We start from the raw sequence: 25,148 nt of genomic DNA, 5'->3' as shown, positions 1-25,148 counted from the left end.
GGCTCAGTCGAACCAGCGGTCCCGGGCCAGCTCCTGGGTGCGTGAGGGGTCCTCCAGCAGCGCCGCGACCTCGAAGCGGCGCGGCCACTGACCGGCCGCCCACGCGAGCCCGGCGGCCACCCCCTCCAGGGTCGCGGCGTGCGGCACGCCGTCGTCGGTCAGCCGCCAGTCGATCGCCACGCCGTCGACGACCAGTTCCCCGTGCTCCACGTACGACGCCGGGGTCCGCGCCCCGAGCAGCACCCGCACCGGCTCCGGCACCTCGTGCTCGGTGCCCTCGGAGTCCACCCGGCCGGTGACGGACTCGCTCAGCCGCCGCACCTGGAACAGCTCCGCCAGCTCGGCGGCCCTGGCCGGCCGCACCGGCAGCAGCGGCACGCCCGACGTGAAGGGCAGCAGGTCGGGCGAGTCGACGACCACGGCGTCGGCGGCGTCCACCACCTCCACCCGGCCGTCGGTCACGGCCCGCAGCTCGTCGGGCAGGGTGACCCGGTCCGGGTCCAGTTCGGCCAGCGCGCCGTACAGGGCGTGCAGTTGGGCGGCCGTGACCGGGCGGCCGGGGTCGGCGAGGCGGTCGAGGAGTTCGGCCGCGCCGCCGGGCTCGTCCAGGAGGGCGGCCACCGAGGTGCGTACGCCGAGCGCGCGCAGCACCTGCTCGTCCTCGAAGCCGGTGGCGTCGGCCTCGTCGTACAGGCCCCGCAGCAGCGGGTCGCCGCCCGCGGCGCGCAGTCCGGCCGGGCGGCGCCCGCCGAGCACCGGGTGCCCGCGCAGCCACCACGCGGTGTACGGCCGTACGACCTCGTGGGTGCCGTCGGGCAGCAGGACCCGTACGGGCTCGACGAGCGCGTCGCGCAGCGGGGGCCGGGAGAGCAGGGCGAGGGCCTGGGGCCAGCGGTCGTCGTCCACGAGGTCCAGGTCGCGCACGGCGGTGATCTCGGTGGCGACCGGGGGGACGGGGGTGTCCGGGAAGCGGTCGAGGACGTCCTCGCTCCACACGTCCACGGCGTCCAGCAGTCCCGCGTCGTCCGGCTCGGCGAAGTCTCCCTCGCGGGGCTCCAGTTCGTCCGGGTCGAGGACGACGTCGGTGGCGCGGACCAGCGCGAAGGTGACGAGCACGCCGCAGGCGGCCAGCGGCTCGGGGCCCCACTTCTCGGCGAGTTCGCCGTCCACGGCGGCGAGTTCGTCCTCGCGCATGACCTGGGCGAAGGGGCCGCCGGGGAAGACGAGTTCGCCCGCGGGGGAGAGTTCGCCGTCCTCGTCGGGCAGGGCGAGCGCGCCGAGCCAGGGCTCGTCCCCGGCGTCGAGCCCGGCGTCGCGCACCAGGCCGAGGACGGTGTCGGCCAGTTCCTCGGCGTCGGGTCCCTCCTCCTCCCAGTTCGCGGCGCCCTCGTCGTCGAGGGAGGCGGCGACGGCGGCCCTGACCTGCGGGGTGGTGAGCACGGCACGCGGGGTGGCGGGCAGCGCGCCGAGCTTCTCCAGGAGCGGGTGGGCGGCGTCCGGGTGGGCGACCTTCAGGCCGAGGCGGGTGAGGGCCTCCGGGGCCGGGGAGGCGGTGTCCGGGGAGGGCAGCAGCACCTGCCGGGGCCCGATGGTCGTACGGCCGTCCGCGAGCGGCACCGGCAGCCCGGACAGCCGGTCGGGGTCGACGCCGGCGAGGCTGTCGTAGAGCCGCCGCCACCAGGTGGGGGCCTTCTCAAGACCCGCCAGCCGGTCGACGGCGTCGGTCAGCGGCACCCGGGCCACGCCCAGGGTGCGCAGCTCGGCGCGGCGCTCAAGCCCCGCGGGCAGCAGGGTGGGCAGCACCTCGGCGAGGACGCCCACGGTGTCGGCGCCCGCGCCCTCGACCACCTCGGCGTCGCGGGGCCGCAGGGACTCGGGCAGGTCGGGGTCGTCCTCGCGCGGCCGGACGGCCGGCGGCAGGAAGGAGGTGCGCGGCAGCCGCGCGAGGATCGCCTGCCGCAGCGTGCCGTCCAGCTCTCCCCTGCCCAGCGGGCCGGGCACCAGGTCGATGATCCCGGCGGTGACCGGCCGCCAGTCGGCGAGCAGCGCCGCGTAGGCGTCGGCCGCCCGCTCGGTCAGGAAGTCGGTCAGCGGGCCGGGCGCGGCGTGCCGCCGGGTGGAGTCCAGCGGGAAGGAGGCGATGAGCAGCGCGGGCACACCGAGCGGCTCGTCGCTGGGGGTGGGCGCGTGCACGACGGGGCTGGTGCGGGGCCGCGCGGGGCTGCCGTCGGTGTCGACGGGCACCGCCCAGGTCACCGACCAGTGGGGGCGCAGCCGCTCCTCCACCGGGCGGTCGGCGAGCAGGTCCGGGGTGAGGGGCCCGTGCGCGGCGCGGGTGCGCCAGCGGGTGACGCCCTCGCGGGAGTCCTCGACGACGGTCAGCGAGTCCTCGGTGCGGCGGGACAGGGTGCGTACGTCGTCGGCCACCTCCAGCACCACCTCCTCCAGGCCCGGCAGGGCCAGGAGCAGGGCGTCGTCCACGGCGTGCAGGAGCCGTTCGGCGAGGTCGGCGGCGGCCGGGTCGCGCAGCGGGAGGATGACGGCGGTGTCGTAGGGGCCCGGTGCGCTGCCCTCGGCGGAGAACGGCAGCCGCAGCAGCGGGACGTGTCCGTCGCGCCGCCGGATCTCGTCCCCGAGGCCGGGGCTGTGCCGGACGGTGCCGGCGGCCAGGTCGCGGGCCTCGGCCAGGGACCAGCGCACGCCGCCGTGCCGGCCGACGACGGCGGGCTCGTCGGTGACGGCCAGGACGGCGGCGAAGCCGACCCCGAACCGGCCGACCGAGCCGTCCTGGGCGTCCCGCTTGGCGGAGGCCCGCAGCGTGGACAGCGACTCGACGCCGACCGCGTCCAGCGGGGCGCCGGTGTTGGCGGCGACGAGGACGCCGTCGCGCAGGGTGAGCCGGAGCCGGCCGGGCACGCCGGCCCGTGCGGCGGCGTCGGCGGCGTTCTGCGCGAGTTCGACGACCAGCCGGTCGCGGTAGCCGCCGAGGACGAGGTCCTCCTCCGCGTTGGCGTCCTCACGGAACCGGGCCGGGCTCGTCGCCCAGGCGTCCAGCACCCCGCGCCGCAGACGTGCCGTACCGAACGGGTCCGCACCTTCGGCGGCAGGCCGTACGAACATGCTCACGGTGACTCTCCTCATCGACGGACCATGAAGGTACCGCCGATCGGAACACCGACCACTGTCAGCCCGTCCGGCGTTTGAGGACGAGGCCGTCAGGCCGATGGGGGTCTGGGGGCGCAGCCCCCAGGAACCCCCGCCCCCACGCACCCGCACCCGCGAACGGCGCCGCGCCTAAGAACGCCCCGGCTCCGCCGACGCGGGCCGCAGCGGAAACGGATCCACCCGCGTCTCGTCGATCACCGGCGGAGCCACCCGCGGCGGCGTCGGCATGACCGCCGCCTCGGAGTGCCCGCCGCACCCGTAGGCCAGCGACACCACGTGCCCGTCCGCGGGGGAGAACTCGTTGGCGCACACCCCGAAGGCCTGCCCGAGCGAGCCGCCGATCCGGGCCAGGAAGCCGCAGCTGACGCAGGGCGCGGGGGCGGCCTGGGCCATCGCGGTCTTCGGGCCGAAGCCCTCCTCCCAGCGGTCCGCGGCGATGTGCAGGCCGTACCGGGAGAGCACCCGCGTACGGTGCAGGCCCAGCTCCTCGGCGACCGCCGAGATCGTGCCGCGCGCCGGTACGGTCGTCAGCTCGGCCGGCGGGCCCGCCGTGACCTCGGCGTCCTCGGCCTCCACCAGCTCGGCCATCTCGTGCGAGACGGCGGAGTTGGGCGGCGGCTCGTCCTCGCCGGTCCAGCCGGGCTCCAGCCGCAGATCCTCCGCGTCGGTGGGCAGCAGATCGCCGGGCCCCATGTCGCCGGGGCGCAGCCGCTCGCTCCACGGCACCCACTCGGGTGCGAGGAGCGCGTCCTGGCCGGGCAGCAGCACCGCCTCGTCCACCGTGACGATCTTGGCGCGGGAGGCGCGGGCCACGGTCACCGCCCAGCGCCAGCCGCGGTATCCCAGCTCCTTGCAGGCGAAGAAGTGGGTGACGACACGGTCACCCTCCGACACCAGGCCCTCGTGCTCGCCGACGACGCCTGGTGCGGCGGCCTCCTCGGCTGCGGCGCGGGCGAGGTCGACGGCCTCGGCGCACAGACGGTCAGGGGTGCGGCTTCGCGTTGTCGCTGCGCTCACAGGTATCGCTTCTCTCCATACGCCGTCTCACGAGTGCGCCGCTTCCTGCGAGGGGGCGGACGGAGCGGACCTGTGGACCGCGTCGACGTCCGCGCCCGATCGCGCTCGGGCACACCTACGTCATCCATTCTGCGGGATGGCCGTAAGGCGCGCGGCCGAGAACGTTCGCCACGGCGCGCTAGGCACGCTACCTGCTCACGTGCGCTGGGCCTACACCGACGGGAGTTTCGGCGGGGTACGGTACCGCGATCCGCGGGTGTGTCATCCGACTCGATCACCGCCATCCGGACCGTATCGACGCTATAGCCCGCGCTGTCGGGGCACTATGACGGGGTGGCAGCCGCACGGACGGAGTTCAGGGGCGGGAGCCGGAGGCGGGGCCCCGGCTCCCGGTTCCGCGCGCTCGGCCGGGTGCTGCGCCTGCCGGTGACCGGGACCGTGCGCGGCATCCGCCGGGCGACACACGCGCACGGCGCCGGCGAGTCCGGCCTCGGCAAGCTGATCGAACTGCACGGGGTGAACGGCGCGGGCGACGTCATGATCACCGTCGCGCTCGCCTCCACCGTCTTCTTCTCCGTGCCCACCGACGAGGCGCGCGGCCGGGTCGCGCTCTACCTCGCGATCACCATGGCGCCTTTCACACTCCTCGCGCCGGTGATCGGCCCGCTCCTGGACCGTCTGCCGCACGGCCGCCGGGCGGCGATGGCGGCCGCGATGGCCGCACGGGCGCTGCTCGCGCTGGTGCTGTCCGCGGCGGTCATCGGCGGCGGCCTGGAGCTGTACCCGGCCGCGCTCGGCGTACTGGTCGCCTCGAAGGCGTACGGCGTGGTCAGAAGCGCGGTGGTGCCGCGGCTGCTGCCGCCCCGCTTCTCCCTGGTGAAGGCGAACTCGCGGGTCACCCTGTGCGGGCTGCTGGCCACCGGTGTCGCCGCGCCGATCGGGGCCGGGCTCCAGCAGGTGGGCCCGCGCTGGCCGCTGTACGGCGCCTTCGTGATCTTCGTGGCGGGCACCGTCCTGTCGTTCACGCTGCCGCGGAAGGTGGACTCGGCACGCGGCGAGGACCGGGCGCTGCTGGCCGCGGACGAGCGCCATCTGCCCGGCCCGCTCCGCAAGCCGGGCAAGCGCCCCGGCCTGCGCACGGTGGGCCCGGCGGTGACGCACGCGCTGGCCGCCAACGCCGCCATCCGCTGCCTGACCGGCTTCCTGATCTTCTTCCTTGCCTTCCTGCTGCGCGTGCACCCGATGACGGGCCAGAGCGCGGCCGTGTCCCTGGGGATCGTGGGCGTCGCGGCCGGCGCGGGCAACGCGCTGGGCACGGCGGTCGGCTCGTGGCTGCGATCGCGGGCGCCGGAGATCATCATCGTGACGGTCGTGGCGATCGTGGCGGGCGCGGCGGCGACGGCCGCGGTGTTCTTCAGCGCCGCCCTGGTGGCGTGTCTGGCCGCGGTCGCGGGGTTCGCGCAGGCGCTGGCCAAGCTGTCCCTGGACGCGCTGATCCAGCGGGACGTGCCCGAACTGGTCCGCACCTCGGCGTTCGCGCGCTCGGAGACGCTGCTCCAGGTCGCCTGGGTGCTCGGCGGGGCGGTCGGCATCGTGCTGCCGCTCAACGGCACGCTGGGTCTGTCGGTGGCCGCCGCGATCATCGCCGCCGGGTGGCTGACGACCGTACGGGGGTTGCTCGATTCGGCCCGGCACGGCGGACCTGCCCGACCGAGGGTGGCGTGACCACGCCACGCCGCACCCAGGTGGGGAGACGGCACGGAGCGCCATATAGCCTTCGGACATGACCACGTTGCCCCGCGGCACCGCCGCTCTCGGACACCGCGCTGTGCGACGCCGCCGTGCCGTCGCCGCCGTCGGCACCGTATCCGCCGGACTCCTGCTGCTGTCCGCCTGTGACGAGCCGACCGCCATCTCGACGATCACGGTCGGCAGCGACTCGATCAGTTCCGAGGCCACCTGCGGCGGAAAGGGCGAGACCCTCTCCGAGGCCGAGATCACCAAGTGCCTCCAGGACAAGGACGCGGAGTCCATCACCGTCGACCAGGACGAGACCGTGCGCTTCGGGGTCGACCCGGAGATCGCCGACAAGCACTGGACGATCCTGATGAACGGTCAGCAGTTGGTCGAGGACAGTTCCAAGACCTACCGCACCGTCCCGGGCAGCGTGTTCTTCAACGCCCAGTACGGCGCCCAGGGCAACTCGACGAACGTCGCCGTCGCGGCCCGGGACGGCAAGGACGGCAGCGAGAAGATCACCGGAGTGTGGGTCTTCGAGCTGAAGAAGGACGACTGACCACGTCCCCCGCACGCGTCCTCGTGGCCACCGCGGTCCCCGTCGAACGGGACGCGGTGGCTCGGGCGTTCCCGGAGCCGGGCACGCGGGTGCCCCGCCCCGGGGTCGCCCTGCACCGGCTCCCGGGCGGCTGGGACCTGCTGGCCGCCGGGGTCGGCCCCGCCCTCGCCGCCGCCTCCACCGCCGCCGCCCTGACCGCCGCGGCCCTCGACGGCGCCCCCTACGGACTGGTCGTCTCGGCCGGCATCGGCGGCGGCTTCGTACCGCGGGCGCCCGTCGGCTCGCTCGTCGTCGCCGACGCGATCACCGCGGCCGACCTGGGCGCCGAGACCGCCGACGGCTTCCTGCCGGTCACCGAACTCGGCTTCGGCACCGTCACCCACCGGCCGCCCGCCGGCCTCGTCCGCGCCGTCGCCGCCGCGAGCGGGGCCCGTCCCGGCACCGTCCTGACCGGGTCCACCGTCACCGGCACCGCCGAACGCGCCGCCCTGCTGCGCGCCCGCCACCCGGGTGCCCTGGCCGAGGCCATGGAGGGCTTCGGCGTCGCCGAGGCCGCCGCCGCGCACGCGGTGCCCGTGCTGGAGCTGCGCGCGGTCTCCAACCCCGTGGGCCCGCGCGACCGCGCCGCCTGGCGCGTCGACGAGGCGCTCACGGCCCTGACGGACGCCTTCGGGAAGCTCGCACCCGTCCTCACGAGTTGGAACCCACATGAGCGCTGAGACCCTGCAGATCGCGTACTCGCCCTGCCCCAACGACACCTTCGTCTTCGACGCCCTCGCCCACGGCCGCGTACCGGGGGCGCCCGCCCTCGACGTGAGGTTCGCGGACATCGACCTCACCAACGGCATGGCCGAGCGCGGCGAGCGCGACGTGCTGAAGGTGTCGTACGCCGTGCTGCCGTACGTCCTCGACGACTACGCCCTGCTGCCCTGCGGGGGCGCGCTGGGCCGGGGCTGCGGGCCGCTGGTGCTGTCCCGGGAGGCGGACGCGGACGCGGGGCTGCGGGGCCGCACGGTCGCGGTGCCGAGCGAGAACGTCCACGGCGTACCTGCTCTTCCGGCTCTGGGCGGCGGACACCGTGCCCGGCGGGGTCGGGGAGATCGTCGTCATGCCGTTCCACGAGATCATGCCGGCCGTGCGGGACGGGAAGGTCGACGCGGGCCTGGTGATCCACGAGGCGCGCTTCACGTACCGGAACTACGGGCTGCACAGGCTCGCCGACATGGGCGAGCACTGGGAGCGGACCACCGGGCTGCCGATCCCGCTCGGCGCGATCATCGCCAGGCGGTCGCTGGGCGGGGAGCGGCTGACCCGGCTCGCCGACGCGATCCGCGCCTCGGTGCGCGCGGCCTGGGACGACCCGGAGGCGTCCCGGCCGTACGTCATGGCGCACGCCCAGGAGATGGACCCGGCCGTCGCCGACCAGCACATCGGGCTGTACGTCAACGAGTTCACGGCCGACCTCGGCGAGGACGGCTACGCGGCGGTCCGGGGCCTGCTGACCCGCGCGGCGGCCGAGGGTCTGGTGCCGGCCCTCGGCCCGGACGCGCTGGCCTTCCCCTGACGGGCCCCCGGGGTCAAACGTTCGAGCTGGTCGGCGACCGCGCGGAGCAGGCCGGCGATCTTCTTGCCCGCGGTCTTCTCGGGGTAGCGGCCCCGCTCCAGCATCGGGGTGATGTTCTCCAGGAGGGTCGTCAGGTCCTGGACGATGGAGGCCAGTTCGTCGGGCTTCTTGCGCTGCGCGGCCGCGACCGACGGGGCCGGGTCCAGCAGGGCGAGGGAGAGGGCCTGGTCACCGCGCTGTCCGGCGACGACACCGAACTCGACGCGCTGTCCCGGCTTCAGTGTCTCGACTCCGGCGGGGAGGACCGAGGAATGGACGAAGACGTCACCGCCGTCGTCACGGGAGAGAAAGCCGAAGCCCTTCTCACTGTTGAACCACTTGACCTTGCCGGTAGGCACGTCTGTCCTCGTCCTCGTACTCGTCGGAAAACTGCTCGGAAATGTGCTCGGAACGGCTTTTGATAGCACTTGGGCGGGTCGTCCGGACCCGCCGGTACCAAGGCTAATGGTCTTCAGTCCGGTGACAAACGTCACCCGGCTGTTCCCTCGGGCTGGGAACTACCCTGGTCGGGTGCGTGACAAAACCCAAACGAATTCCGCCGCGGCCGGTGACCGACTGATCCGCGCCGGTGCGATCGTCTTCTTCGTCGGCACCGTGGCCACACTGGTCACGGTGGCCCCGCTGTTTCTGGGGACGACGCCCTTTCCCACCTACATGTTCGGCTTGAGCATGCTGATGGGAGTGGGCTTCCTCGTCGCCGCGGCGGGGGTGTTCCGGTCCATCGCGGCCGGGCGGCGTCAGGCGCGTGCCGCGTCGAGCCCCTCGGCGTCGCCCTCGCCGTCCCGGTAGCCCGCGAGCCACCGCGGGAACCGGGTCAGGTCGGCGAGGACCACGTCGGCGCCGGCCGCGCGCAGTTCCTCGGCGTCGCACGGGCCGCTGGCCACGGCCACGGAGTGGGCGCCCGCGGCGCGCGCCCCGCGTACGTCGCCGACGTGGTCGCCGACGTACACACGCGCGCCGTGCTCGCGCAGCGCGACGGCCTTCTGCTCGGCCCACAGGTCGCCGATCACGGCGTCCGGTTCGATGCCGAGGTGCGCCAGGTGCAGTACGGCGTTCGGCTCGTACTTCGCGGTCACGACGATCGCCCGCCCGCCGGCCTCGCGCGCCGCGGCGACGGCCTCGCGGGCGCCGGGCAGCGCGGGCGTGGCGGCGACGGCGTACGCCGGGTACATCGCCCGGTACAGATCGGCGGTGGCCCCGACCTCCTCGGCCGGGAACCAGCGGGCCAGCTCCTCCTCCAGCGGCGGCCCGAGCCGCGTGACGGCCAGATCGGCGTCGACGTACGTCCCGGTCCGCTCGCTCAGCGCCAGGTAGCAGGCGCGGATGCCGGGCCGCGAGTCGATCAGCGTCATGTCGAGATCGAAACCGACGGTGGGCGCGGGGCGGGTCGCGATGGCCATGGCTCCCATTGTGCCGGTCCCTGCCGGGAGCGGCCGGGACGACTGGACGTGGGCCCGCGTCCGACGAGGGCCCACCCTCGCCCCGACTCCGGCCCCGGCGCGGGGCCCTTGCCCACTGGCCCCGGTGCAGGGCCGTGCCCGGGTGCCGGGCCCCTGTCTGCGCCGCCGGTACCGGGCCCGTGTCCCGACACCCGAGCCACTCCCCGACACCGGGAGCACACCCCACCGCCGGGCCCCTGTCCACGCCCCCGGCACCGGGACCGTGCCCCGACACCCGAACCACACCCCGACACCGGGACCACACCCCACCGCCGGGCCCCTGTCCACGCCCCCGGCACCGGGACCGTGCCCCGACACCCGAACCACACCCCTGTGCCAGGCCCGCGCCCCGACACCGGGACCACACCCCACCGCCAGGCTCCTGTCCACGCCTCCGGCGCCGGGCCCGTGCCCCGGCCACGCCCCGGCGGGGTGGGAACCCGATGATCCCCGCCCGCCGCGGACGGCGACGCCCCAGGGCGGTCGGCGGGCGGGGCCGGGCCGGGTGGTGCCGGGAGTGTCGATGGCGTCCCGGTCAGCCTCGGGGGCGGCGGGTGTGCCACAGGAGGTACAGGGCCGTTGCGACGGCGGCGGCGCGCAGGACCCAGGGCCAGGTCTCGGTGACGGCGTCGTTCATGTGGCCCTCGGGGATCGCCTCGCCCCAGCGGCCCTCCGTGCGGCCCCACAGCCAGACCACGCCGGCGGCGGCCACCGTGCCGGGCAGGCCCAGCACCGCCCACTTCGACTGGGCCGGGGTCAGACGGCGGGAGAGGTAGGCGATCAGCCAGCCCAGGCCCAGCGGGACCAGGCTGCCGAGGACCGCGCCGGCGACCAGGAGGGCGGCGGCGAACAGCAGCAGCGGGTTGTTCCAGCCGCCCCGGGGCCACAGCCGGGGCAGGCGGCGCCACCTCCGGCCCGTCTTCTCGGCGTCCGGCTCCGCGACCTCCTCCACCGCCTCCACGGCCGGCTTCCCGTCCGTACCGGTGCTCTTCTCCGCCTCGTCCTGCTTGCGCGGCGGAGGCCTGAGCAGCTCCGGGATCTCCACCCCGCCGACGAACCCGGGCACGCTGTCGCCGACGCCCCCGAACAGCCCCGCCTCCAGCCGCCACCAGTCGGGCCGCACCCCGACGCCGTCCCCCAGCTCCTGCGCGCTCGCCAGATGCGGCGGGGACGCGGCCGGCTCCGGCGCCGCCTCGGGCGCGGCGGGCCGCGGTCCGCGCCGCAGGCCCTTGCGCGGCGCGGCCTCGCGGTCCCGCTGCACGGGCACCGCGGCGGGGGGCGGCTCCGGCCGCGCCGCGCCCTTCGAGCCGCCGCCCCCCGCCGCGTCGACGATGTCGTCAGGGCTGCCCAGCCGGTCCAGGATGCGCCGGACGGCGGCGGGACTGTCCACGGCGGTTCTGGCCCGGTGCCGGTCGATCTCGTTGCGCAGCTCGGAGACCAGCCGCATGCGGGTGGCCGACGGCAGCTGCCGCTGCTGGGCCACGTCGCCGACGCGGCTCAGATACTCGAAGACGACCTGGTCGCTCTCGATGCCCACGAACCCCTCCGGGGCGGTGTGTTGTGGTACCTCGCCGGACGAAGGTACCGAATCCCGCGGTGTGCGGCGGACCCGCACCGCGCCGCACACGCGCTGCCCAGCGCCCTACCCACCCGCTAACGTGGGCCGGATGAGCACCGAGGAGAAGTCCGCGGCCCCCCGATCCCTCGCGGAGGCGCTCCGCGTCAGGGACGACGTCTCGCTGGCCGCCCTCCTGCGCAGCCGCCCCGACCTCGTCACTCCCGTGCCCACGGACCTCACGCAACTCGCCACCCGGGCCGGCACCCGTGCCTCGGTCGTCCGGGCGCTGGAGCGGCTGGACCGGTTCGCGCTGCAGACGGCGGAGGCGCTGGCGGTGGCGGCGGACCCGGCGCCGTACGGCGAACTGCTCGCCCTGATGGCCGGGGACCCCGGCGACACACAGGACCCGGCGGTCCCGGCGGCGCTGCCCCGGGCCGTGGCGCTGCTGCGCGAGCAGGCCCTGGTGTGGGGCGCGGACGACCGGCTGCGGCTGGTGCGCACCGCCCGTGAACTGCTCGCGCCCTCCCCGCAGCACCCGTCCCCGACGGGGCTCGGCCCGACCGTGCGGGAGGCGACGGCGGGGATGTCGCCGGGCCGGATCCAGGAGATCCTCACCACCGCCGGTCTGCCCTCCACCCACGACTCCGTCTCCGCGGTGTCCGCGCTCGGCGCCCTGTTCACCGACCGGCCCCGGATGGCGGCGCTCCTCGCCGGCCTGCCCGAGGAGTCCCGGCAGGTGCTGGCCCGGCTGATGTGGGGGCCGCCCTACGGACAGGTCACCCACGACCCCGCCCCGCATCTGCGCGCGCTGCTGGACCGCGGCCTGCTGCTGCCGACCGCGCCCGGCACGGTGGTGCTGCCCCGCGAGGTCGCCCTGCACCTGCGCGCGGGCCGGGCGCACCGCACGCCGGAGCCGGTGCCGCCGCCGGTGGAGGCCGCCGGCACGCACCGTCCGCAGGTGGTGGACGCCACCGCCGCCGGGCAGGCGCTGACGGCGCTCGCGACCGTCGACGAACTGCTGAAGGAGTGGCACGAGGGCGGCCCCGCGGTGCTGCGGGCCGGCGGGCTGAGCGTGCGCGACCTGAAGCGCACGGCCGTCGCCCTGGACGTGCCCGAGCCGGTCGCCGCCTTCTGGGTCGAGCTGGCCCACGCGGCCGGCCTGGTCGCCTCCGACGGCGAGGCCGACGAACGGTACGCGGCGACCCCGGCGTACGACGAGTGGCGCGAGCTGCCCACCGCCGAGCGCTGGGCGCGGCTGGCCGGGGCGTGGCTGACGGCCACCCGGACGCCGGGTGTGGTCGGCGGGCGGGACACGAAGGACCGTACGCTCTCGGCGCTCGGCCCCAACCTGGACCGTTCGGCGGCGCCGGAGGTGCGGCACCGGGTGCTGGCCCTGCTGGCGGGGCTGTCCGAGGGCGCCTCGCCCACCGAGGAGTCGGTGCTGGCCCGGCTGCGCTGGGAGCGTCCGCTGCGCGCGCCCCAGCGGGAGCAGCGGCAGCAGCCGGAGGAGGACCTGCGCACCCGGCTCGCCCGGTGGACGCTGTCCGAGGCCGAGCTGCTCGGCGTCACCGGGCGCGGTGCGCTGGCGGCGCCGGGGCGGGCCCTGATCGGCGTGCCCGAGCCGCGGCCCGCGGCCCCGGCGCCCGAGGGTCCCGGCGACAGGCTTCCCGTGCACCACCGCACGCCGTCCCCGCCCGTCCCCCCGACCCCGGCGGAACAGGCCGCCGCCGCGGCGCGCGCCGCCCGGCTGCTGGCGCCGCTCCTGCCCGAACCGCTGGACCACGTCCTGCTCCAGGCCGACCTGACGGCGGTGGCGCCGGGCCCGCTGGAGCGTGCGCTGGCCGACGTGCTGGGGGTGCTCGCGGACGTGGAGTCCAGGGGCGGGGCGACCGTGTACCGGTTCACGCCGGGCTCGGTGCGCCGGGCGCTGGACGCCGGGCGGACCGCGGCCGACCTGCACGCGTTCCTGGCCCGGCACTCCCGCACGCCGGTGCCGCAGCCGCTCACCTACCTGATCGACGACGTGGCCCGCCGGCACGGGCGACTGCGGGTGGGCGCCGCCTCGGCGTACGTGCGCTGCGACGACGAAGCGACGCTGGACGAGATCCTCGCCGACAAGCGGGCGGCGGGCCTCGGGCTGCGCCGCCTGGCACCGACCGTGCTGGCCGCGCAGGCCGACCCGGCGGGGCTGCTGGAGGGGCTGCGCGCGATGGGGTTCGCGCCGGCCGCCGAGTCCGCCGCGGGCGACGTGCTGATCGCCCGCGCCGACGCCCACCGCACCCCGCCGCGCACGGCGCCCGAGCCGGTCCCGGAGGGTCCGCCGGTCCCCGACGACACGCTTCTGGCGGCGGCGATCCGCGCGGTACGGGCCGGCGACCGGGCCTCCACCGCCCCGCGCAGGCAGGTCCCCGGCAGCGGCGAGCTGCCCCGCACGGGTGCCGCCGAGACCCTCGCCACCATGCAGGCGGCCGTCCTGACCGGCGAGGCGCTGTGGATCGGCTACGTGAACGCCGAGGGCGCGGCCAGCCAGCGCGTCGTCGCCCCGATCCGGGTCGAGGGCGGCTTCGTCACGGCGTACGACCACACGGCCGACGAGGTGCGCACCTATCCGCTGCACCGGATCACCGGTGTGGCCGAACTCGCCGACGGCACCACGTGACATGGCCTGCGGTGACGTGATCTCCGGGCTTCACACCCGCGCGGGCCGCATTCCGTGTCCTGCCGCACTTTCGGGCGTACGGGCCCTTTCATGCACGCCACGCCGGGTCTTTACCACCTGAGAGGGAGCTTCTTTCGGATTCCGCATCAGATCGGTCAGGGTCGGGCAGCCACGGGGTGCTTCCCGTAAGGGAACAGTCCCCCGCCCCCGAGCTTTCCGAAAGGCCGGCTTCCCCATGCGCTCCGAACTCCCCGAAGATCCCGACCGCTCCACCACCCGCTCCGCCGTCGCCGTCTCCGTCGCCGCCCTGATCACCGCCGCGGCCCTGTTCGGCGCACTCACCCCCAAGGCCACCGCCCACCCACTCCCCCACCCGACCACGGCCACCAGCACTCTCCGGTAGCCCGGCCCCGCGATCAGGCACACTGGACGTTTGGCCGAGTCGTCAGTCGGCCGCATGTGTGCGAAAGGGTGCCGCCCGTGAATGGTCCGCTAATCGTCCAGTCCGACAAGACCCTGCTCCTCGAAGTCGACCACGAGCGGGCCGGCGAGTGCCGTCGGGCCATCGCGCCGTTCGCCGAGCTGGAGCGGGCACCGGAGCACATCCACACCTACCGGGTGACCCCGCTGGGGCTGTGGAACGCGCGGGCGGCCGGGCACGACGCCGAGCAGGTCGTGGACGCGCTGGTCGAGTACAGCCGCTATCCGGTGCCGCACGCGCTGCTCGTCGACATCGCCGAGACGATGGACCGCTACGGCCGCCTCACCCTCTCCAAGCATCCGGCGCACGGGCTGGTGCTGACCACCACCGACCGGCCGGTGCTTGAAGAGGTCCTGAAGTCGAAGCGGATCGCACCGCTGGTCGGCCATCGCATCGACCCCGACACGGTGGCCGTGCACCCCTCCGAGCGCGGGCAGATCAAGCAGACGCTGCTGAAGCTGGGCTGGCCCGCCGAGGACCTCGCCGGATACGTCGACGGCGAGGCGCACCCGATCGAGCTGGCCGAGGAGGGCTGGGCGCTCAGGCCGTACCAGAAGCAGGCCGTGGAGAACTTCTGGCACGGCGGCAGCGGCGTCGTCGTACTGCCCTGCGGCGCGGGCAAGACGCTGGTCGGGGCCGGTGCGATGGCGCAGGCCAGGTCGACGACGCTGATCCTGGTGACGAACACCGTCTCCGCCCGGCAGTGGAAGCACGAGCTGGTGAGGCGGACGAGCCTGACCGAGGACGAGATCGGCGAGTACAGCGGCACCAAGAAGGAGATCCGGCCCGTCACCATCGCCACGTACCAGGTGCTGACGACGCGGCGCAAGGGCGTCTACCCGCACCTGGAGCTGTTCGACTCCCGGGACTGGGGACTGATCGTCTACGACGAGGTGCATCTGCTGCCGGCGCCGGTCTTCAAGTTCACCGCCGACCTCCAGGCACGGCGGCGGCTCGGCCTGACCGCGACCCTCGTCCGTGAGGACGGCCGCGAGTCGGACGTGTTCTCCCTCATCGGCCCGAAGCGCTTCGACGCGCCGTGGAAGGAGATCGAGGCGCAGGGCTACATCGCGCCCGCCGACTGCGTGGAGGTCCGGGTCAACCTCACCGACTCCGAGCGGCTCGCCTACGCCACCGCGGAGACGGAGGAGAAGTACCGCTTCTGCGCGACGACCGCGACCAAGCGGAAGGTCACGGAGGCGATCGTGCGGCGCTTCGCCGGGCAGCAGATCCTCGTCATCGGCCAGTACATCGACCAGCTCGACGAACTGGGCGAGCATCTGGGCGCACCGGTCATCAAGGGCGAGACGTTCAACGCGCAGCGGGAGAAGCTCTTCGAGTCCTTCCGCCAGGGCGAGATCAGCGTCCTGGTCGTGTCGAAGGTCGCGAACTTCTCCATCGACCTGCCGGAGGCGACGGTCGCCGTCCAGGTGTCGGGCACCTTCGGGTCCCGGCAGGAGGAGGCCCAGCGCCTGGGCCGGGTGCTGCGTCCGAAGGCCGACGGGCATCAGGCGCACTTCTACTCGGTCGTCGCCCGCGACACCCTCGACCAGGACTTCGCCGCCCACCGTCAGCGCTTCCTCGCGGAGCAGGGATACGCCTACCGGATCATGGACGCCGACGAGCTGCTCACGGAGAGCTGAGCGGGCGCCGGCAGCGGGCACACCGGCAGCAGGACGGACAGCGGCGGCGCGAGGAGCCGGGGCGGGCCCGGGTCACCGGCGGCGGACGCCGGCCTCCTCGCCGTACTCGCCGAGCACGACCACGTCGAAGGCGGCACCCGCGAACACCTTGACGGCGCGCAGGGCGTCACCGAACCGGTGCCGGTGGCTGCCGGCCACGGGCGTGGCACCGGACGCGCGGCCCGGTGCCGGGGCGGGGGAGATGGTTGCTGCGCTCATGTCTCCATGGTGCGACCGCGGACACCCGAACGGCATCGGTCGGCGGACCTAATCCTGCCCCCGCCGCGTACGCCTCCGGGGGGACCCCCTCCCCCCGGGCGGGAGGGCCCCGCCCCCTAGGGGTCGGAAAACCCGTTGGCCCGCGCGGCCCCCGCTCCCCTAGACTCTCCGCTCTTGCCCGCCTCCCCACGGAGCGCCGTCGTCCGGACGGAAACCGGTCGGCACCGCGCGGCATCCGCGCCCACCACACCGCAGGTCATCCGGAGGCACCCCCTTGTCCACGCCCGTCCACGACGATCCTCTGTCCGGCCCCCTCTGCGACCCGCTGGAGCGAGAGCGCTCCCATCTGGCCGCCTCGCGTTCCGCGCTGCGCGCCATGCGTGAGGACGCCGAGTCCCTCGACATCAGCGACGTCACCGGCGAACTGGGTCAACGCCGCGGTCCTGCAGAACCAGATCGACCAGCGCGTCAAGGCCCTGGCCGACCTCAGCGAGACCCCGCTGTTCTTCGGCCGGCTCGACTATCTGCACGCTCCGGGCGTGGAGCTGGCGGAGGGCGGGCAGGGCGAGAGCTTCTACGTCGGGCGCCGGCACGTGCACGACGCGGCCGGCGACCCGATGGTGGTCGACTGGCGGGCGCCGGTCTCGCAGCCGTTCTACCGGGCGTCCAAGAAGGCCCCGATGGACATCGCGCTGCGCCGCCGCTTCGGCTACACGGGCGGCGACCTCACGGCCTACGAGGACGAGCACCTGAGCGACCCGGCCGAGGCCGCGGTCACCAGCAGGCTGCTCCAGCGGGAGATCGAGCGGCCCCGTGTGGGTCCGATGCGCGACATCGTGGCGACCATCCAGCCCGAGCAGGACGAGATCGTGCGCGCCGGACTGTCCGGCTCCGTCTGCGTGCAGGGCGGCCCCGGTACCGGGAAGACCGCCGTCGGCCTGCACCGGGTCGCCTACCTCCTGTACGCCCACCGCGAGCGCCTCGCCCGGACCGGCACCCTGGTGATCGGGCCGAACCGGTCCTTCCTGCACTACATCGAGCAGGTGCTGCCGGCCCTCGGCGAACTGACGGTCCGCCAGGCCACCGTGGACGACCTGGTCGGGCATGTCGAGGTGCGCGGCGCGGACGAGGCGACGGCGGCGGTGGTCAAGGGCGACGCGCGGATGGCCGAGGTGCTGCGGCGGGCCCTGTACTCGCACGTCACGCTGCCCACCGAGGGGGTCGTCGTGGTGCGCGGCTCGCGCCGCTGGCGGGTGGCGGCGTACGAGCTGGAGGAGATCGTCCGCGAGCTGCTCGCCCGGGACATCCGCTACGGCGCCGCCCGCGAGGCGCTTCCGCAGCGCATCGCGCACGCCGTGCTGGTGCGGATGGAGCGGGCGGGCGAGGCGCCGGACGACCGGGTGCAGAACGCGGTGGCGCGCGACGGAGCCGTGAAGGCGGTGGTGAAGACCCTCTGGCCGCAGGTCGAGCCCGCGAAGCTGGTCCTGCGTCTGCTCTCCGACGCGGACTTCCTCGCCGAGCACGCCGCGGGCGTCCTCACCGAGGACGAGCAGAGGGCCGTCCTGTGGGTCAGGCCGGCCCGCTCGGTGAAGTCCGCCAAGTGGTCGGCGGCCGACGCGGTGCTGATCGACGAGGCCACCGACCTGGTCGAGCGCACGCACTCGCTTGGGCACGTGGTCCTGGACGAGGCGCAGGACCTCTCCCCGATGCAGTACCGCGCGGTGGGCCGGCGCTGCACCACCGGCTCGGCGACCGTCCTCGGCGACCTGGCGCAGGGCACCACGCCGTGGGCGACGCGCAGCTGGTCCGAGGCGCTGGGGCACCTGGGCAAGGGCGAGGCGGTGGTCGAGGAGCTGACGGCCGGTTTCCGCGTGCCGACGGACGTCATCGCGTACGCCTCCCGGCTGCTGCCGTACATCGCGCCGGGTCTGACCCCGGTGGCGTCGATCCGTGAGAACCCGGGCCTCTTCGAGGTCCGGGAGACCGAGGCGGGGGCGGCGGAGGTCGTGGCGGCCTGCCGTGAGCTGCTGGAACGCGAGGGCTCGGTCGGTCTGATCGCCGCCGACGCCCGGGTGCCGGAGCTGGCGCGGGCCCTCGCGGCGGCGGGGATCGGCCATGTCTCCCCGGGCGAGGAGACGACCCGCGCCACCCGCCTCACCCTGGTTCCGGCCTCGCTGGCCAAGGGCCTGGAGTACGACTACGTGGTCCTGGACGAACCACGCGCCGTGGTGGCCGCCGAACCCGACGAGCGGACGGGGCTGCGCCGCCTGTACGTGGCGCTGACCCGAGCGGTGTCGGGCCTGATCGTGACCCACGGGACGGGGCTGCCGCCGCAGCTCACCGACCGGTAGCCGCGAAGAGCCGTCCCGTCCCGGCGGCACGAACGCCCGGGGCGGCCTTTCAGCCCCCCAGCACCCGCCGCCACTGCCCCACCGCGTCCGCGGAGACCGGCCCGCCCCAGCCGCAGGGCCGCGCCGCCCCGCCGATGTGAAACGCGTCGATCCCCGCGTCCAACAGCCCCGGCACATGCTCCAGCCGCAGCCCGCCCCCCACCAGCAGCTGCTGCCCGTACCCCGGCTCCCCCCGCCGCCCGGCCTCGGCGACCAGCACCGCAAGGCCCTCGTCCACCCCGCCGGCCGCCCCGGCCGTCAGATACGTGTCCAGCCCAGGAAAGTCCGCGAGCCGCTTGCGCAGACCGTCCCGGTCCGCGGCGCGGTCGATCGCGCGGTGGAACGTCCACGGGCACCCGTCCAGCACCCCGGCGACCCGCTCCACCGCCCCGAGGTCCACCTCGCCGTCCGCGTCGAGGAACCCGAGCACGAACTGCGTGGCCCCCGCCTCCCGCAGCCCGCCGGCGACCCGCGTCAGCCGCTCGACGTCCCCGGCGGCGAACCCGTCCGCGAGCCGCAGCATCACCCGTACGTCGATGTCGACGGCCGCCCGGATCGCGGCGACGGTCGCGGCCGGCGGGGTGAGTCCGTCGGCCGCCATGTCGGTGACCAGTTCGAGGCGATCCGCGCCTCCGGCCTGGGCGGCGACCGCGTCCTCCACGTCGAGGGCGATCACCTCCAGGACTGCACGCTTGCTCATGGGACCCCATTCGTCGGCCTGTTACAGGTCTAGTCCAATCCAAGACTACGCCCAGACGGCCGGCCGGGGCCCCCTCTCACGCCCGGACGGGTCGCCGCTCAGCCGCCGAAGAACTTCAGCTCCGCCGCCTCCACCCCGGCCAGCTCGTATCCGGCCGCACCGTCCAGCGGGCGGCCCGTGTACAGCCGTACGAGGGTGGCGGCGTCGCCGATGTAGCGGCCCGGCGGCCGTTCCCCGCTCACCTCGCCCAGTTTCAGGGGCTCGTCCAGGTCGTCGAGGTCGGCGTGGAGCGGCACATGCCGGCGCCTGCGGGTGAGCGCGCCGAGCAGCGTGAGCGCGTCCGGCAGTCCGCGCCCCGCGTACGCCCCCGGCTCGCCGAGGGCCGCCCGCACATCACCCGCGTGCACCCACTCGCCCAGCGCGAGCCCGTCCAGCGCGCCGTCCGCGCGGCCGATCACCGGACCGGCCTCGGTCATGCCGTGCTCCAGCTCGTCGACGACGCGGGCGTGCGTCCAGTCGGCGCGTTCGGCGATGTCGCGCTCGTTGGACTCGGGTGAGAAGACGCCCTCCTCGAAGCGGTCCTCCAGCACCCGCAGCAGCGCCGAGGAGCAGTGCGCCAGCACATCGCGCACGGTCCAGCCCGGACAGGCGGCCACCGGCAGCGTGAAGTCCACGTCGGCCGTGGAGCGCAGCAGGGGGACGAGTTCGTCCCGTTCGACGGCCAGCAGCCGTCCGGGCAGTTCGGGGTCGCGTACGTCGTGCACATCAGCGGGAGTCGTCATGGACTCCACGTTAGGGCCGGGCACGGCCCGCGGTCGGCGTCCCGGCGGGCGCCTCGCCCCTGTCGTGCCGCCCCGCTGGAAGAATGCGCGCATGGCCGACCCAGACGCCCTGCGTTCCCGTTTCGCCCGCGCCCTCGACGGTGCCCGAGGCCCCGTCCCCGGGCCGGACCCCGCGCCGTACGCCGACAACCTGCTCGCCCGCTGGCGGGAGCCGCAGCGGCACTACCACACGCTCACGCATCTCACCTCGGTCCTGGACCACGTCGACGTGCTGGCCGAGTACGCCGCCGACGCCGACGCCGTACGCCTGGCCGCGTGGTTCCACGACGCGGTCTACCTGCCCGACCGCTCCGAGAACGAGGAACGCTCGGCCCGGCTCGCCGAGCGTGCGCTGTCCGAGGCCGGGGTCCCGGCGGACAGGGCCGCCGAGGTGGCCCGGCTGGTCCGGCTCACCGTCACCCACGCCCCGGCCGACGACGACCGCGACGGGCAGGTGCTGTGCGACGCGGATCTGGCGGTCCTCGCCTCGCCGCCGTCGGCGTACGCGGCGTACACGGCGGCCGTCCGCGAGGAGTACCACTTCGTGCCGAACGAGGCCTTCCGCGAGGGCAGGTCGGCGATCCTGCGCCGGCTCCTCGGTCTGCCCCGCCTCTTCCACACCCCGCACGGGCGGCGGGAGTGGGAGGCCACCGCCCGCTACAACCTCACCGGCGAGCTGGAAATGCTGTCGCCCCGAGCCGACCCGGCCCTCTAGCCTGCCCGGCATGCGGAGCATGGGCGGGGACCAGGTGGAGGAGGCCGTCACGGGCGCCGTCGCGCTGCTGCGGACGGCCACGGACCGGGACTGGCGGGCGACGCCGGCCGGCTGGAGTGGAGCTGCCGGTACACGGCCGAGCACGTCGCCGGCGGCCTCATCGCCTACGCCGGCCGGCTCGCCGCACGCGCCACCGAGGCGTACGTCCCCTTCGAGATCGCCCTCGACGAGGGCACCGGCAACGAGGACGTCCTCCAGGTGATCGAGACGACCGGCGCACTGCTCGCCGCCACCGTCCGCACCACCCCGCGCGAGGTCCGCGCCTTCCACCGCCACCCCCACCGCAGCGCGCACCGCGAGGGCTTCGCCGCCATGGGGATCACCGAGGTGCTCGCGCACACGCACGACATCGCCGAGGGTCTCGGCCTGGCCTACGAGCCGCCCGCCGAGCTGTGCGCGGGCGTCCTGGCCCGGATATTCCCGCACGTCCAGCCGGGCGCCGACCCCCGGCGCACCCTGCTGTGGGCCACCGGCCGCGGCGACCTGCCCGGACGCGCCCCGGTCACCGAGTGGCGCCTGCGCAACAACCTGGTGGTCCCGGCCGGACGGCTCACCCTCCAGGGCGTCACGCCCGCCGCCGCCCACGACCTCGCCGCCGGCGGCGACGGCGGCTTCGCCTGGGCCGGGGACGGCCCCTTCGAGGGCACCCGGTCCGCCGCCGGGATGCTGCTGAAGGCGTACGAGGAGGGGGTGCACCGGCCGGAGTGGGGGGTGTTCGCCCTGGTGCGGAGCGAGGACGGGCGCGCGGTCGGCGGCATCGGCTTCCACGGGCCGCCGGACGAGGACGGCCGGGTGGAGGTCGGCTACGACCTCACCGAGGCCGCCCGCGGCAACGGCTACGCCACCGAGGCGCTGCGCGCGCTGTCCGCGTGGGCGCTGGCCCGCGAGGAGGTGACGTCCGTGTTCGCGACGACCGAGCCGGACAACACCGCCTCCCAGGCCGTCATCGCGCGCGCCGGTTTCACCCGGGTCGCCGGCCACGACACGCAGGGCTCCGAGCAGTTCGCCTACGAGCTGCGCGGCTGAGCGCCGGTGCCGGAGCCCTTGCGGCGGCGCAGCCCCGCCCCGTGCAGCAGGCGCACCACCTCGCGGCTGCTGACCTCCAGCGCGCCGGCGGACACGGCGTCGGCGTACCGCTGGGCGGGCAGGTCGTAGTGGTCGCGTTCGAAGGCGCGGCGCGGCACGCCCAGGGCCGCGGCGAACGCGTGCAGTTCGGCGTAGGAGTCGTCACTGACCAGGTGGGACCAGAGGCGGCCGTGGCCCGGCCAGGTCGGCGGGTCGATGTAGAGGGTCAACGGGCCCGCCTCACGAGGCCCCGGGGCCGTCGGCGGACCCGCCCAGCGAGCCCACCGGCGCGACCTTCACGCCCGCTCTGCCGCACACCCAGTGCGGGTCGGGCCCAAGCTCCGGCTCGACGTCCAGCGCGTGCGGGTCGCCGGAACCGCACACCGGGCACAGCGGCCAGCGGCCGTACCGCTCCAGCAGGGCGTCCTGCACGTCCTGGGCGACCAGACCGGCCACGAACTCCGCGCCCTCGGGCCACTGCTCGACCCACCAGCGCCGCTGTACGACGGACTCCTCGACCAGCGACACGACGTCCGGCTCGGCGACCCGGCCCGCGACCAGGTCGGCGAGCACCCGGGCGCGCGCGGCGTGCAGCGTCTGCTCCAGGGGGCTGATGGGGTCCATGCCCCCATTGTGCGCACTCTTGACCCGCGGACCGAAACGAAAATATCTTTCAAGAGTGACCGATGAAGTGAAGGAAACTTTCGCGAACGCCTCCGGGGGCCGCCGCGCCGCCGGAAGCGGGAGCGCGCCGCCCGCGCCCGCCGCCCTCGCGGCCAAGGTGCGCACGCTGGCGCCGACGATGACCCGTTCCATGCAGCGGGTCGCCGAGGCCGTCGCGGGCGACCCGGCCGGCTGCGCCGCCCTCACGGTCACCGGCCTGGCCGGACTGACCGGCACCAGCGAGGCGACCGTCGTACGCACCGCCCGGCTGCTCGGCTATCCCGGCTACCGCGATCTGCGCCTCGCGCTCGCCGGACTCGCCGCCCAGCAGCAGTCCGGCCGCGCGCCCGCCATCACGACCGACATCGCGGTCGACGACCCGATCGCCGACGTGGTCGCCAAACTCGCCTACGACGAGCAGCAGACCCTCGCCGACACCGCGGCCGGGCTGGACACCGTCCAGCTCGGCGCGGCCGTCACCGCGCTCGCCGCCGCCCGCCGCACCGATGTGTACGGCATCGGCGCCTCCGGTCTCGTCGCCCAGGATCTCACCCAGAAACTCCTGCGCATAGGGCTCATAGCCCACGCCCCGAGCGATCCGCACCTGGCCGTCACCAACGCGGTGCAACTGCGCACCGGGGACGTGGCCCTCGCGATCACCCACTCCGGGTCGACGGGGGACGTGATCGAACCGCTGCGGGTCGCCTTCGAGCGCGGCGCGACGACCGTCGCGATCACCGGCAGGCCCGACAGCCCCGTCACGCAGTACGCCGACCACGTGCTGACCACGTCCACGTCGCGCGAGAGCGAGCTGCGGCCGGCGGCGATGTCGTCCCGGACCAGCCAACTACTCGTCGTGGACTGCCTGTTCGTGGGGGTGGCGCAGCGGACGTACGAGTCGGCCGCACCGGCTCTTGCGGCCTCCTACGAGGCGTTGGCACACCGGCACGGGGCGCTTCGCGGGAGACCGTAGGGGTGATCCACCCGCCCCTGGGCAAGTACAGACACCGAAGTCGAAAAGAGCCGCATCCTCATGACTGCCACCCCTCATCGCCCCGACCTCCGTTCCCAGCTGGAGACCCTGACCACCGAGGCGTTCCGGCCCGAGCTGGCCGAGATCGACCGGCTGGCCACCGTCGACATCGCCCGGCTGATGAACGGCGAGGACACCACCGTGCCCGCCGCCGTCACCGAGCGGCTGCCCGAGATCGCCGCCGCCGTGGACGCGGTGGCCGCCCGTATGGCGCGCGGCGGACGGCTGGTCTACGCGGGCGCCGGCACGGCCGGCCGGCTCGGCGTGCTGGACGCCTCGGAGTGCCCGCCCACCTTCAACACCGCACCCGGGCAGGTCGTCGGCCTGATCGCGGGCGGCCCCGACGCCGTGGTCACCTCCGTCGAGGGCGCCGAGGACTCGCCCGAACTGGCCCGCGCCGACCTGGACGCCCTCGGTCTCACCGCCGACGACACGGTGGTCGGCGTCTCCGCCTCCGGGCGCACCCCGTACGCCGTCGGCGCCGTCGAACACGCCCGCGCGCTGGGCGCCCTGACCGTCGGCCTCGCCTGCAACCGGGGCAGCGCCCTGGCCGCCGCGGCCGACCACGGCATCGAGGTCGTCACCGGACCCGAGCTGATCGCCGGCTCCACCCGTCTGAAGGCCGGCACCGCGCAGAAGCTGGTCCTGAACATGCTGTCGACGATCACCATGGTCCGCCTCGGCAAGACCTACGGGAACCTGATGGTGGACGTCCGCGCCTCCAACGAGAAGCTGCGCGCCCGCTCGCACCGCATCGTCTCGCTCGCCACCGGCGCCGCCGACTCCGACATCGAGCGCGCGCTGGCCGCCACCGACGGCGAGGTCAAGCCCGCGATCCTGGTCCTGCTGGCCGGCGTGGACGGCCCGACGGCCGCCCGCCTCCTGGCGGACTGCGACGGCCACCTGCGCGCCGCGCTGGCGTCGGCGGCCCACTGACCGCGCCGCCCGGGGCCGTCGGCGCCGTGTGCGATTCTGAAGGACATGAACCACGCCCAGCTGACCGCCCTGGGCCGCGCCCTGCGTCTCCTCGGTGAGCACGGCGAGGCCCTGACCGCCGACACCCCGGACACCAAGCTGCACGAGGTCCGCGCGGACCTGAAGCGCGCGCTGGACCAACTGGAGGAGAGCGTCACGACGGCGGCCCCCAGCACCCGCTGCCCCGAGCACCCCAACGGTCCGGTCGACAAGGCCGCGCCCGACCTGTGCCTCCTGTGCGAGACCCGGCGCCGCAGCGCCCGCCGCGCCGAGTACAACGGCGGCCCCGTCCCCGCCCCGCCCGCCGAGCCGGTCCAGTCCCGGTACGGGGTGCGGGGCGACCGGCCGCAGCCCCAGCAGCGCTGGCTGCCCGAGCTGTGGAACGGGCAGGCCTGGCAGTTGTGCGGCACCCCGCGCCGCGACCGCCGCGAGGCCGAGCTGTACATCGCGGCCCAACTGCGCGCACCGCGCGCGGCCATGGCGTACCGGCTCGTCCACGAGTTCACGGACTACGAGGTACTGCGGGTGTGGGGGACGCCGGTACGGGTGGAGATCGAACCGATGGGCGGTCTCTGAGCGACGCCGG

General features: G+C 75.1%; 20 protein-coding genes and 4 pseudogenes. 14 read left to right on the top strand and 10 right to left on the bottom strand.

Translation table 11 applies throughout. The features are described 5' to 3' along the window. Positions 1 to 3: 3 nt before the first annotated feature. Both AC4IHM_RS18815 and AC4IHM_RS18810 read right to left on the bottom strand, forming a co-directional pair. Positions 4 to 3,126: a sacsin N-terminal ATP-binding-like domain-containing protein gene (locus AC4IHM_RS18815; RefSeq protein WP_490868174.1), complete on the bottom strand. Its 3,123-nt coding sequence runs from the start codon at positions 3,124 to 3,126 to the stop codon at positions 4 to 6. Positions 3,127 to 3,294: 168 nt separating this feature from the next. Further along, a complete protein-coding gene (locus AC4IHM_RS18810) occupies positions 3,295 to 4,182 on the bottom strand; it encodes a DUF3027 domain-containing protein (RefSeq protein ID WP_490868173.1) in 888 nt (295 codons plus the stop codon). A gap of 333 nt (positions 4,183 to 4,515) precedes the next feature. Between AC4IHM_RS18810 and AC4IHM_RS18805 the strand changes: the two genes are divergently transcribed. The 4 genes and pseudogenes from AC4IHM_RS18805 to AC4IHM_RS18790 all read left to right on the top strand — a co-directional run bounded on the left by AC4IHM_RS18805 (position 4,516) and on the right by AC4IHM_RS18790 (position 8,042). After that, complete coding sequence (locus AC4IHM_RS18805; RefSeq protein WP_490868172.1) at positions 4,516 to 5,907, top strand: MFS transporter; 1,392 nt, start codon at positions 4,516 to 4,518, stop codon at positions 5,905 to 5,907. Positions 5,908 to 5,965: 58 nt separating this feature from the next. Further along, positions 5,966 to 6,478 carry a DUF2771 domain-containing protein gene (locus AC4IHM_RS18800; RefSeq protein WP_490868171.1) on the top strand — a complete coding sequence of 171 codons (513 nt, stop codon included), beginning with the start codon at positions 5,966 to 5,968 and terminating at the stop codon, positions 6,476 to 6,478. Between the two features lie 23 nt (positions 6,479 to 6,501). Next, positions 6,502 to 7,197: a futalosine hydrolase gene (locus AC4IHM_RS18795; RefSeq protein WP_490870866.1), complete on the top strand. Its 696-nt coding sequence runs from the start codon at positions 6,502 to 6,504 to the stop codon at positions 7,195 to 7,197. Then, positions 7,187 to 8,042 (top strand): annotated as a pseudogene (locus AC4IHM_RS18790) (1,4-dihydroxy-6-naphtoate synthase). Before AC4IHM_RS18795 ends, AC4IHM_RS18790 begins: the two are co-directional and overlap by 11 nt. A 20-nt stretch (positions 8,043 to 8,062) precedes the next feature. Here the strand turns inward: AC4IHM_RS18790 and AC4IHM_RS18785 are convergent. Continuing rightward, positions 8,063 to 8,440 (bottom strand): annotated as a pseudogene (locus AC4IHM_RS18785) (cold-shock protein); the annotation flags it as partial. Positions 8,441 to 8,612: 172 nt separating this feature from the next. On the opposite strand from AC4IHM_RS18785, the gene AC4IHM_RS18780 reads away from it, so the two are divergent. Continuing rightward, positions 8,613 to 8,891: a hypothetical protein gene (locus AC4IHM_RS18780; protein ID WP_490868170.1), complete on the top strand. Its 279-nt coding sequence runs from the start codon at positions 8,613 to 8,615 to the stop codon at positions 8,889 to 8,891. Here the strand turns inward: AC4IHM_RS18780 and AC4IHM_RS18775 are convergent. After that, on the bottom strand, positions 8,840 to 9,502 hold the full coding sequence (locus AC4IHM_RS18775; protein WP_490868169.1) for an HAD family hydrolase: 663 nt from the start codon (positions 9,500 to 9,502) through the stop codon (positions 8,840 to 8,842). The two genes, AC4IHM_RS18780 and AC4IHM_RS18775, sit on opposite strands and share 52 nt — an antisense overlap. Before the next feature lie 574 nt (positions 9,503 to 10,076). After that, positions 10,077 to 11,078, bottom strand: coding sequence for a hypothetical protein (locus AC4IHM_RS18770; protein WP_490868168.1), 1,002 nt, complete (start codon positions 11,076 to 11,078; stop codon positions 10,077 to 10,079). Positions 11,079 to 11,208: 130 nt separating this feature from the next. Here AC4IHM_RS18770 and AC4IHM_RS18765 point away from each other — a divergent pair, with 130 nt between their 5' ends. From AC4IHM_RS18765 to AC4IHM_RS18755, 3 genes are all read left to right on the top strand, one after another. Continuing rightward, entirely contained in the window at positions 11,209 to 13,758 is a 2,550-nt protein-coding gene (locus tag AC4IHM_RS18765) for a helicase C-terminal domain-containing protein (RefSeq protein ID WP_490868167.1), read from the top strand. Between the two features lie 235 nt (positions 13,759 to 13,993). Then, complete coding sequence (locus AC4IHM_RS18760; RefSeq protein ID WP_490868166.1) at positions 13,994 to 14,161, top strand: hypothetical protein; 168 nt, start codon at positions 13,994 to 13,996, stop codon at positions 14,159 to 14,161. Between the two features lie 77 nt (positions 14,162 to 14,238). Continuing rightward, positions 14,239 to 15,882, top strand: coding sequence for a DNA repair helicase XPB (locus tag AC4IHM_RS18755; RefSeq protein WP_490868165.1), 1,644 nt, complete (start codon positions 14,239 to 14,241; stop codon positions 15,880 to 15,882). A gap of 72 nt (positions 15,883 to 15,954) precedes the next feature. On the opposite strand, the gene AC4IHM_RS18750 is transcribed toward AC4IHM_RS18755, so the two are convergent. Continuing rightward, complete coding sequence (locus tag AC4IHM_RS18750; RefSeq protein WP_490868164.1) at positions 15,955 to 16,140, bottom strand: hypothetical protein; 186 nt, start codon at positions 16,138 to 16,140, stop codon at positions 15,955 to 15,957. Positions 16,141 to 16,414: 274 nt separating this feature from the next. Here AC4IHM_RS18750 and AC4IHM_RS18745 point away from each other — a divergent pair. Continuing rightward, positions 16,415 to 18,491: pseudogene (locus tag AC4IHM_RS18745) on the top strand (HelD family protein). Positions 18,492 to 18,540: 49 nt separating this feature from the next. Here the strand turns inward: AC4IHM_RS18745 and AC4IHM_RS18740 are convergent. Both AC4IHM_RS18740 and AC4IHM_RS18735 read right to left on the bottom strand, forming a co-directional pair. Beyond that, positions 18,541 to 19,230: a copper homeostasis protein CutC gene (locus AC4IHM_RS18740; RefSeq protein ID WP_490868163.1), complete on the bottom strand. Its 690-nt coding sequence runs from the start codon at positions 19,228 to 19,230 to the stop codon at positions 18,541 to 18,543. A 98-nt stretch (positions 19,231 to 19,328) separates the two neighbouring features. Continuing rightward, complete coding sequence (locus AC4IHM_RS18735; protein ID WP_490868162.1) at positions 19,329 to 20,012, bottom strand: maleylpyruvate isomerase family mycothiol-dependent enzyme; 684 nt, start codon at positions 20,010 to 20,012, stop codon at positions 19,329 to 19,331. A 91-nt stretch (positions 20,013 to 20,103) separates the two neighbouring features. On the opposite strand from AC4IHM_RS18735, the gene AC4IHM_RS18730 reads away from it, so the two are divergent. Then, entirely contained in the window at positions 20,104 to 20,766 is a 663-nt protein-coding gene (locus AC4IHM_RS18730) for an HD domain-containing protein (protein WP_490868161.1), read from the top strand. A 10-nt stretch (positions 20,767 to 20,776) separates the two neighbouring features. Continuing rightward, a pseudogene (locus AC4IHM_RS18725) lies at positions 20,777 to 21,852 on the top strand (GNAT family N-acetyltransferase). Here the strand turns inward: AC4IHM_RS18725 and AC4IHM_RS18720 are convergent. Continuing rightward, positions 21,834 to 22,121 (bottom strand): DUF4031 domain-containing protein, encoded by a 288-nt coding sequence (locus tag AC4IHM_RS18720; protein WP_490868160.1) that lies wholly within the window; start codon positions 22,119 to 22,121, stop codon positions 21,834 to 21,836. The pseudogene AC4IHM_RS18725 and the gene AC4IHM_RS18720 sit on opposite strands and share 19 nt — an antisense overlap. Before the next feature lie 10 nt (positions 22,122 to 22,131). Continuing rightward, positions 22,132 to 22,515, bottom strand: coding sequence for a DUF8819 family protein (locus AC4IHM_RS18715; RefSeq protein WP_490868159.1), 384 nt, complete (start codon positions 22,513 to 22,515; stop codon positions 22,132 to 22,134). Positions 22,516 to 22,570: 55 nt separating this feature from the next. Here AC4IHM_RS18715 and AC4IHM_RS18710 point away from each other — a divergent pair, with 55 nt between their 5' ends. From AC4IHM_RS18710 to AC4IHM_RS18700, 3 genes are read left to right on the top strand one after another with little or no spacing between them, the layout of a single operon-like run. Then, the gene (locus AC4IHM_RS18710) at positions 22,571 to 23,527 is read left to right on the top strand and encodes a MurR/RpiR family transcriptional regulator (protein WP_490868158.1); all 957 of its coding nucleotides are present in this window, start codon (positions 22,571 to 22,573) and stop codon (positions 23,525 to 23,527) included. A 60-nt stretch (positions 23,528 to 23,587) separates the two neighbouring features. After that, on the top strand, positions 23,588 to 24,523 hold the full coding sequence (gene murQ, locus AC4IHM_RS18705) for an N-acetylmuramic acid 6-phosphate etherase (RefSeq protein ID WP_490868157.1): 936 nt from the start codon (positions 23,588 to 23,590) through the stop codon (positions 24,521 to 24,523). 45 nt (positions 24,524 to 24,568) lie between these two features. Next, on the top strand, positions 24,569 to 25,138 hold the full coding sequence (locus tag AC4IHM_RS18700) for a hypothetical protein (protein ID WP_490868156.1): 570 nt from the start codon (positions 24,569 to 24,571) through the stop codon (positions 25,136 to 25,138). The last annotated feature ends 10 nt before the right edge of the window (positions 25,139 to 25,148 follow it).

The organism is Streptomyces sp. SL06 (assembly GCF_058244745.1).
The sequence above is the reverse complement of the archived record's forward strand: the minus strand, read 5'-3'. Positions and strand labels throughout refer to the sequence as shown.

Bases quoted from the DNA above. Each gene is read 5' to 3' on its own strand.
- murQ (WP_490868157.1), top strand. From the start codon at position 23,588: ATGACTGCCACCCCTCATCGCCCCGACCTCCGTTCCCAGCTGGAGACC.
- AC4IHM_RS18730 (WP_490868161.1), top strand. From the start codon at position 20,104: ATGGCCGACCCAGACGCCCTGCGTTCCCGTTTCGCCCGCGCCCTCGAC.
- AC4IHM_RS18800 (WP_490868171.1), top strand. From the start codon at position 5,966: ATGACCACGTTGCCCCGCGGCACCGCCGCTCTCGGACACCGCGCTGTG.
- AC4IHM_RS18775 (WP_490868169.1), bottom strand. From the start codon at position 9,502: ATGGCCATCGCGACCCGCCCCGCGCCCACCGTCGGTTTCGATCTCGAC.
- AC4IHM_RS18735 (WP_490868162.1), bottom strand. From the start codon at position 20,012: ATGACGACTCCCGCTGATGTGCACGACGTACGCGACCCCGAACTGCCC.
- AC4IHM_RS18715 (WP_490868159.1), bottom strand. From the start codon at position 22,515: ATGGACCCCATCAGCCCCCTGGAGCAGACGCTGCACGCCGCGCGCGCC.
- AC4IHM_RS18750 (WP_490868164.1), bottom strand. From the start codon at position 16,140: ATGAGCGCAGCAACCATCTCCCCCGCCCCGGCACCGGGCCGCGCGTCC.
- AC4IHM_RS18740 (WP_490868163.1), bottom strand. From the start codon at position 19,230: ATGAGCAAGCGTGCAGTCCTGGAGGTGATCGCCCTCGACGTGGAGGAC.
- AC4IHM_RS18700 (WP_490868156.1), top strand. From the start codon at position 24,569: ATGAACCACGCCCAGCTGACCGCCCTGGGCCGCGCCCTGCGTCTCCTC.
- AC4IHM_RS18765 (WP_490868167.1), top strand. From the start codon at position 11,209: ATGAGCACCGAGGAGAAGTCCGCGGCCCCCCGATCCCTCGCGGAGGCG.
- AC4IHM_RS18760 (WP_490868166.1), top strand. From the start codon at position 13,994: ATGCGCTCCGAACTCCCCGAAGATCCCGACCGCTCCACCACCCGCTCC.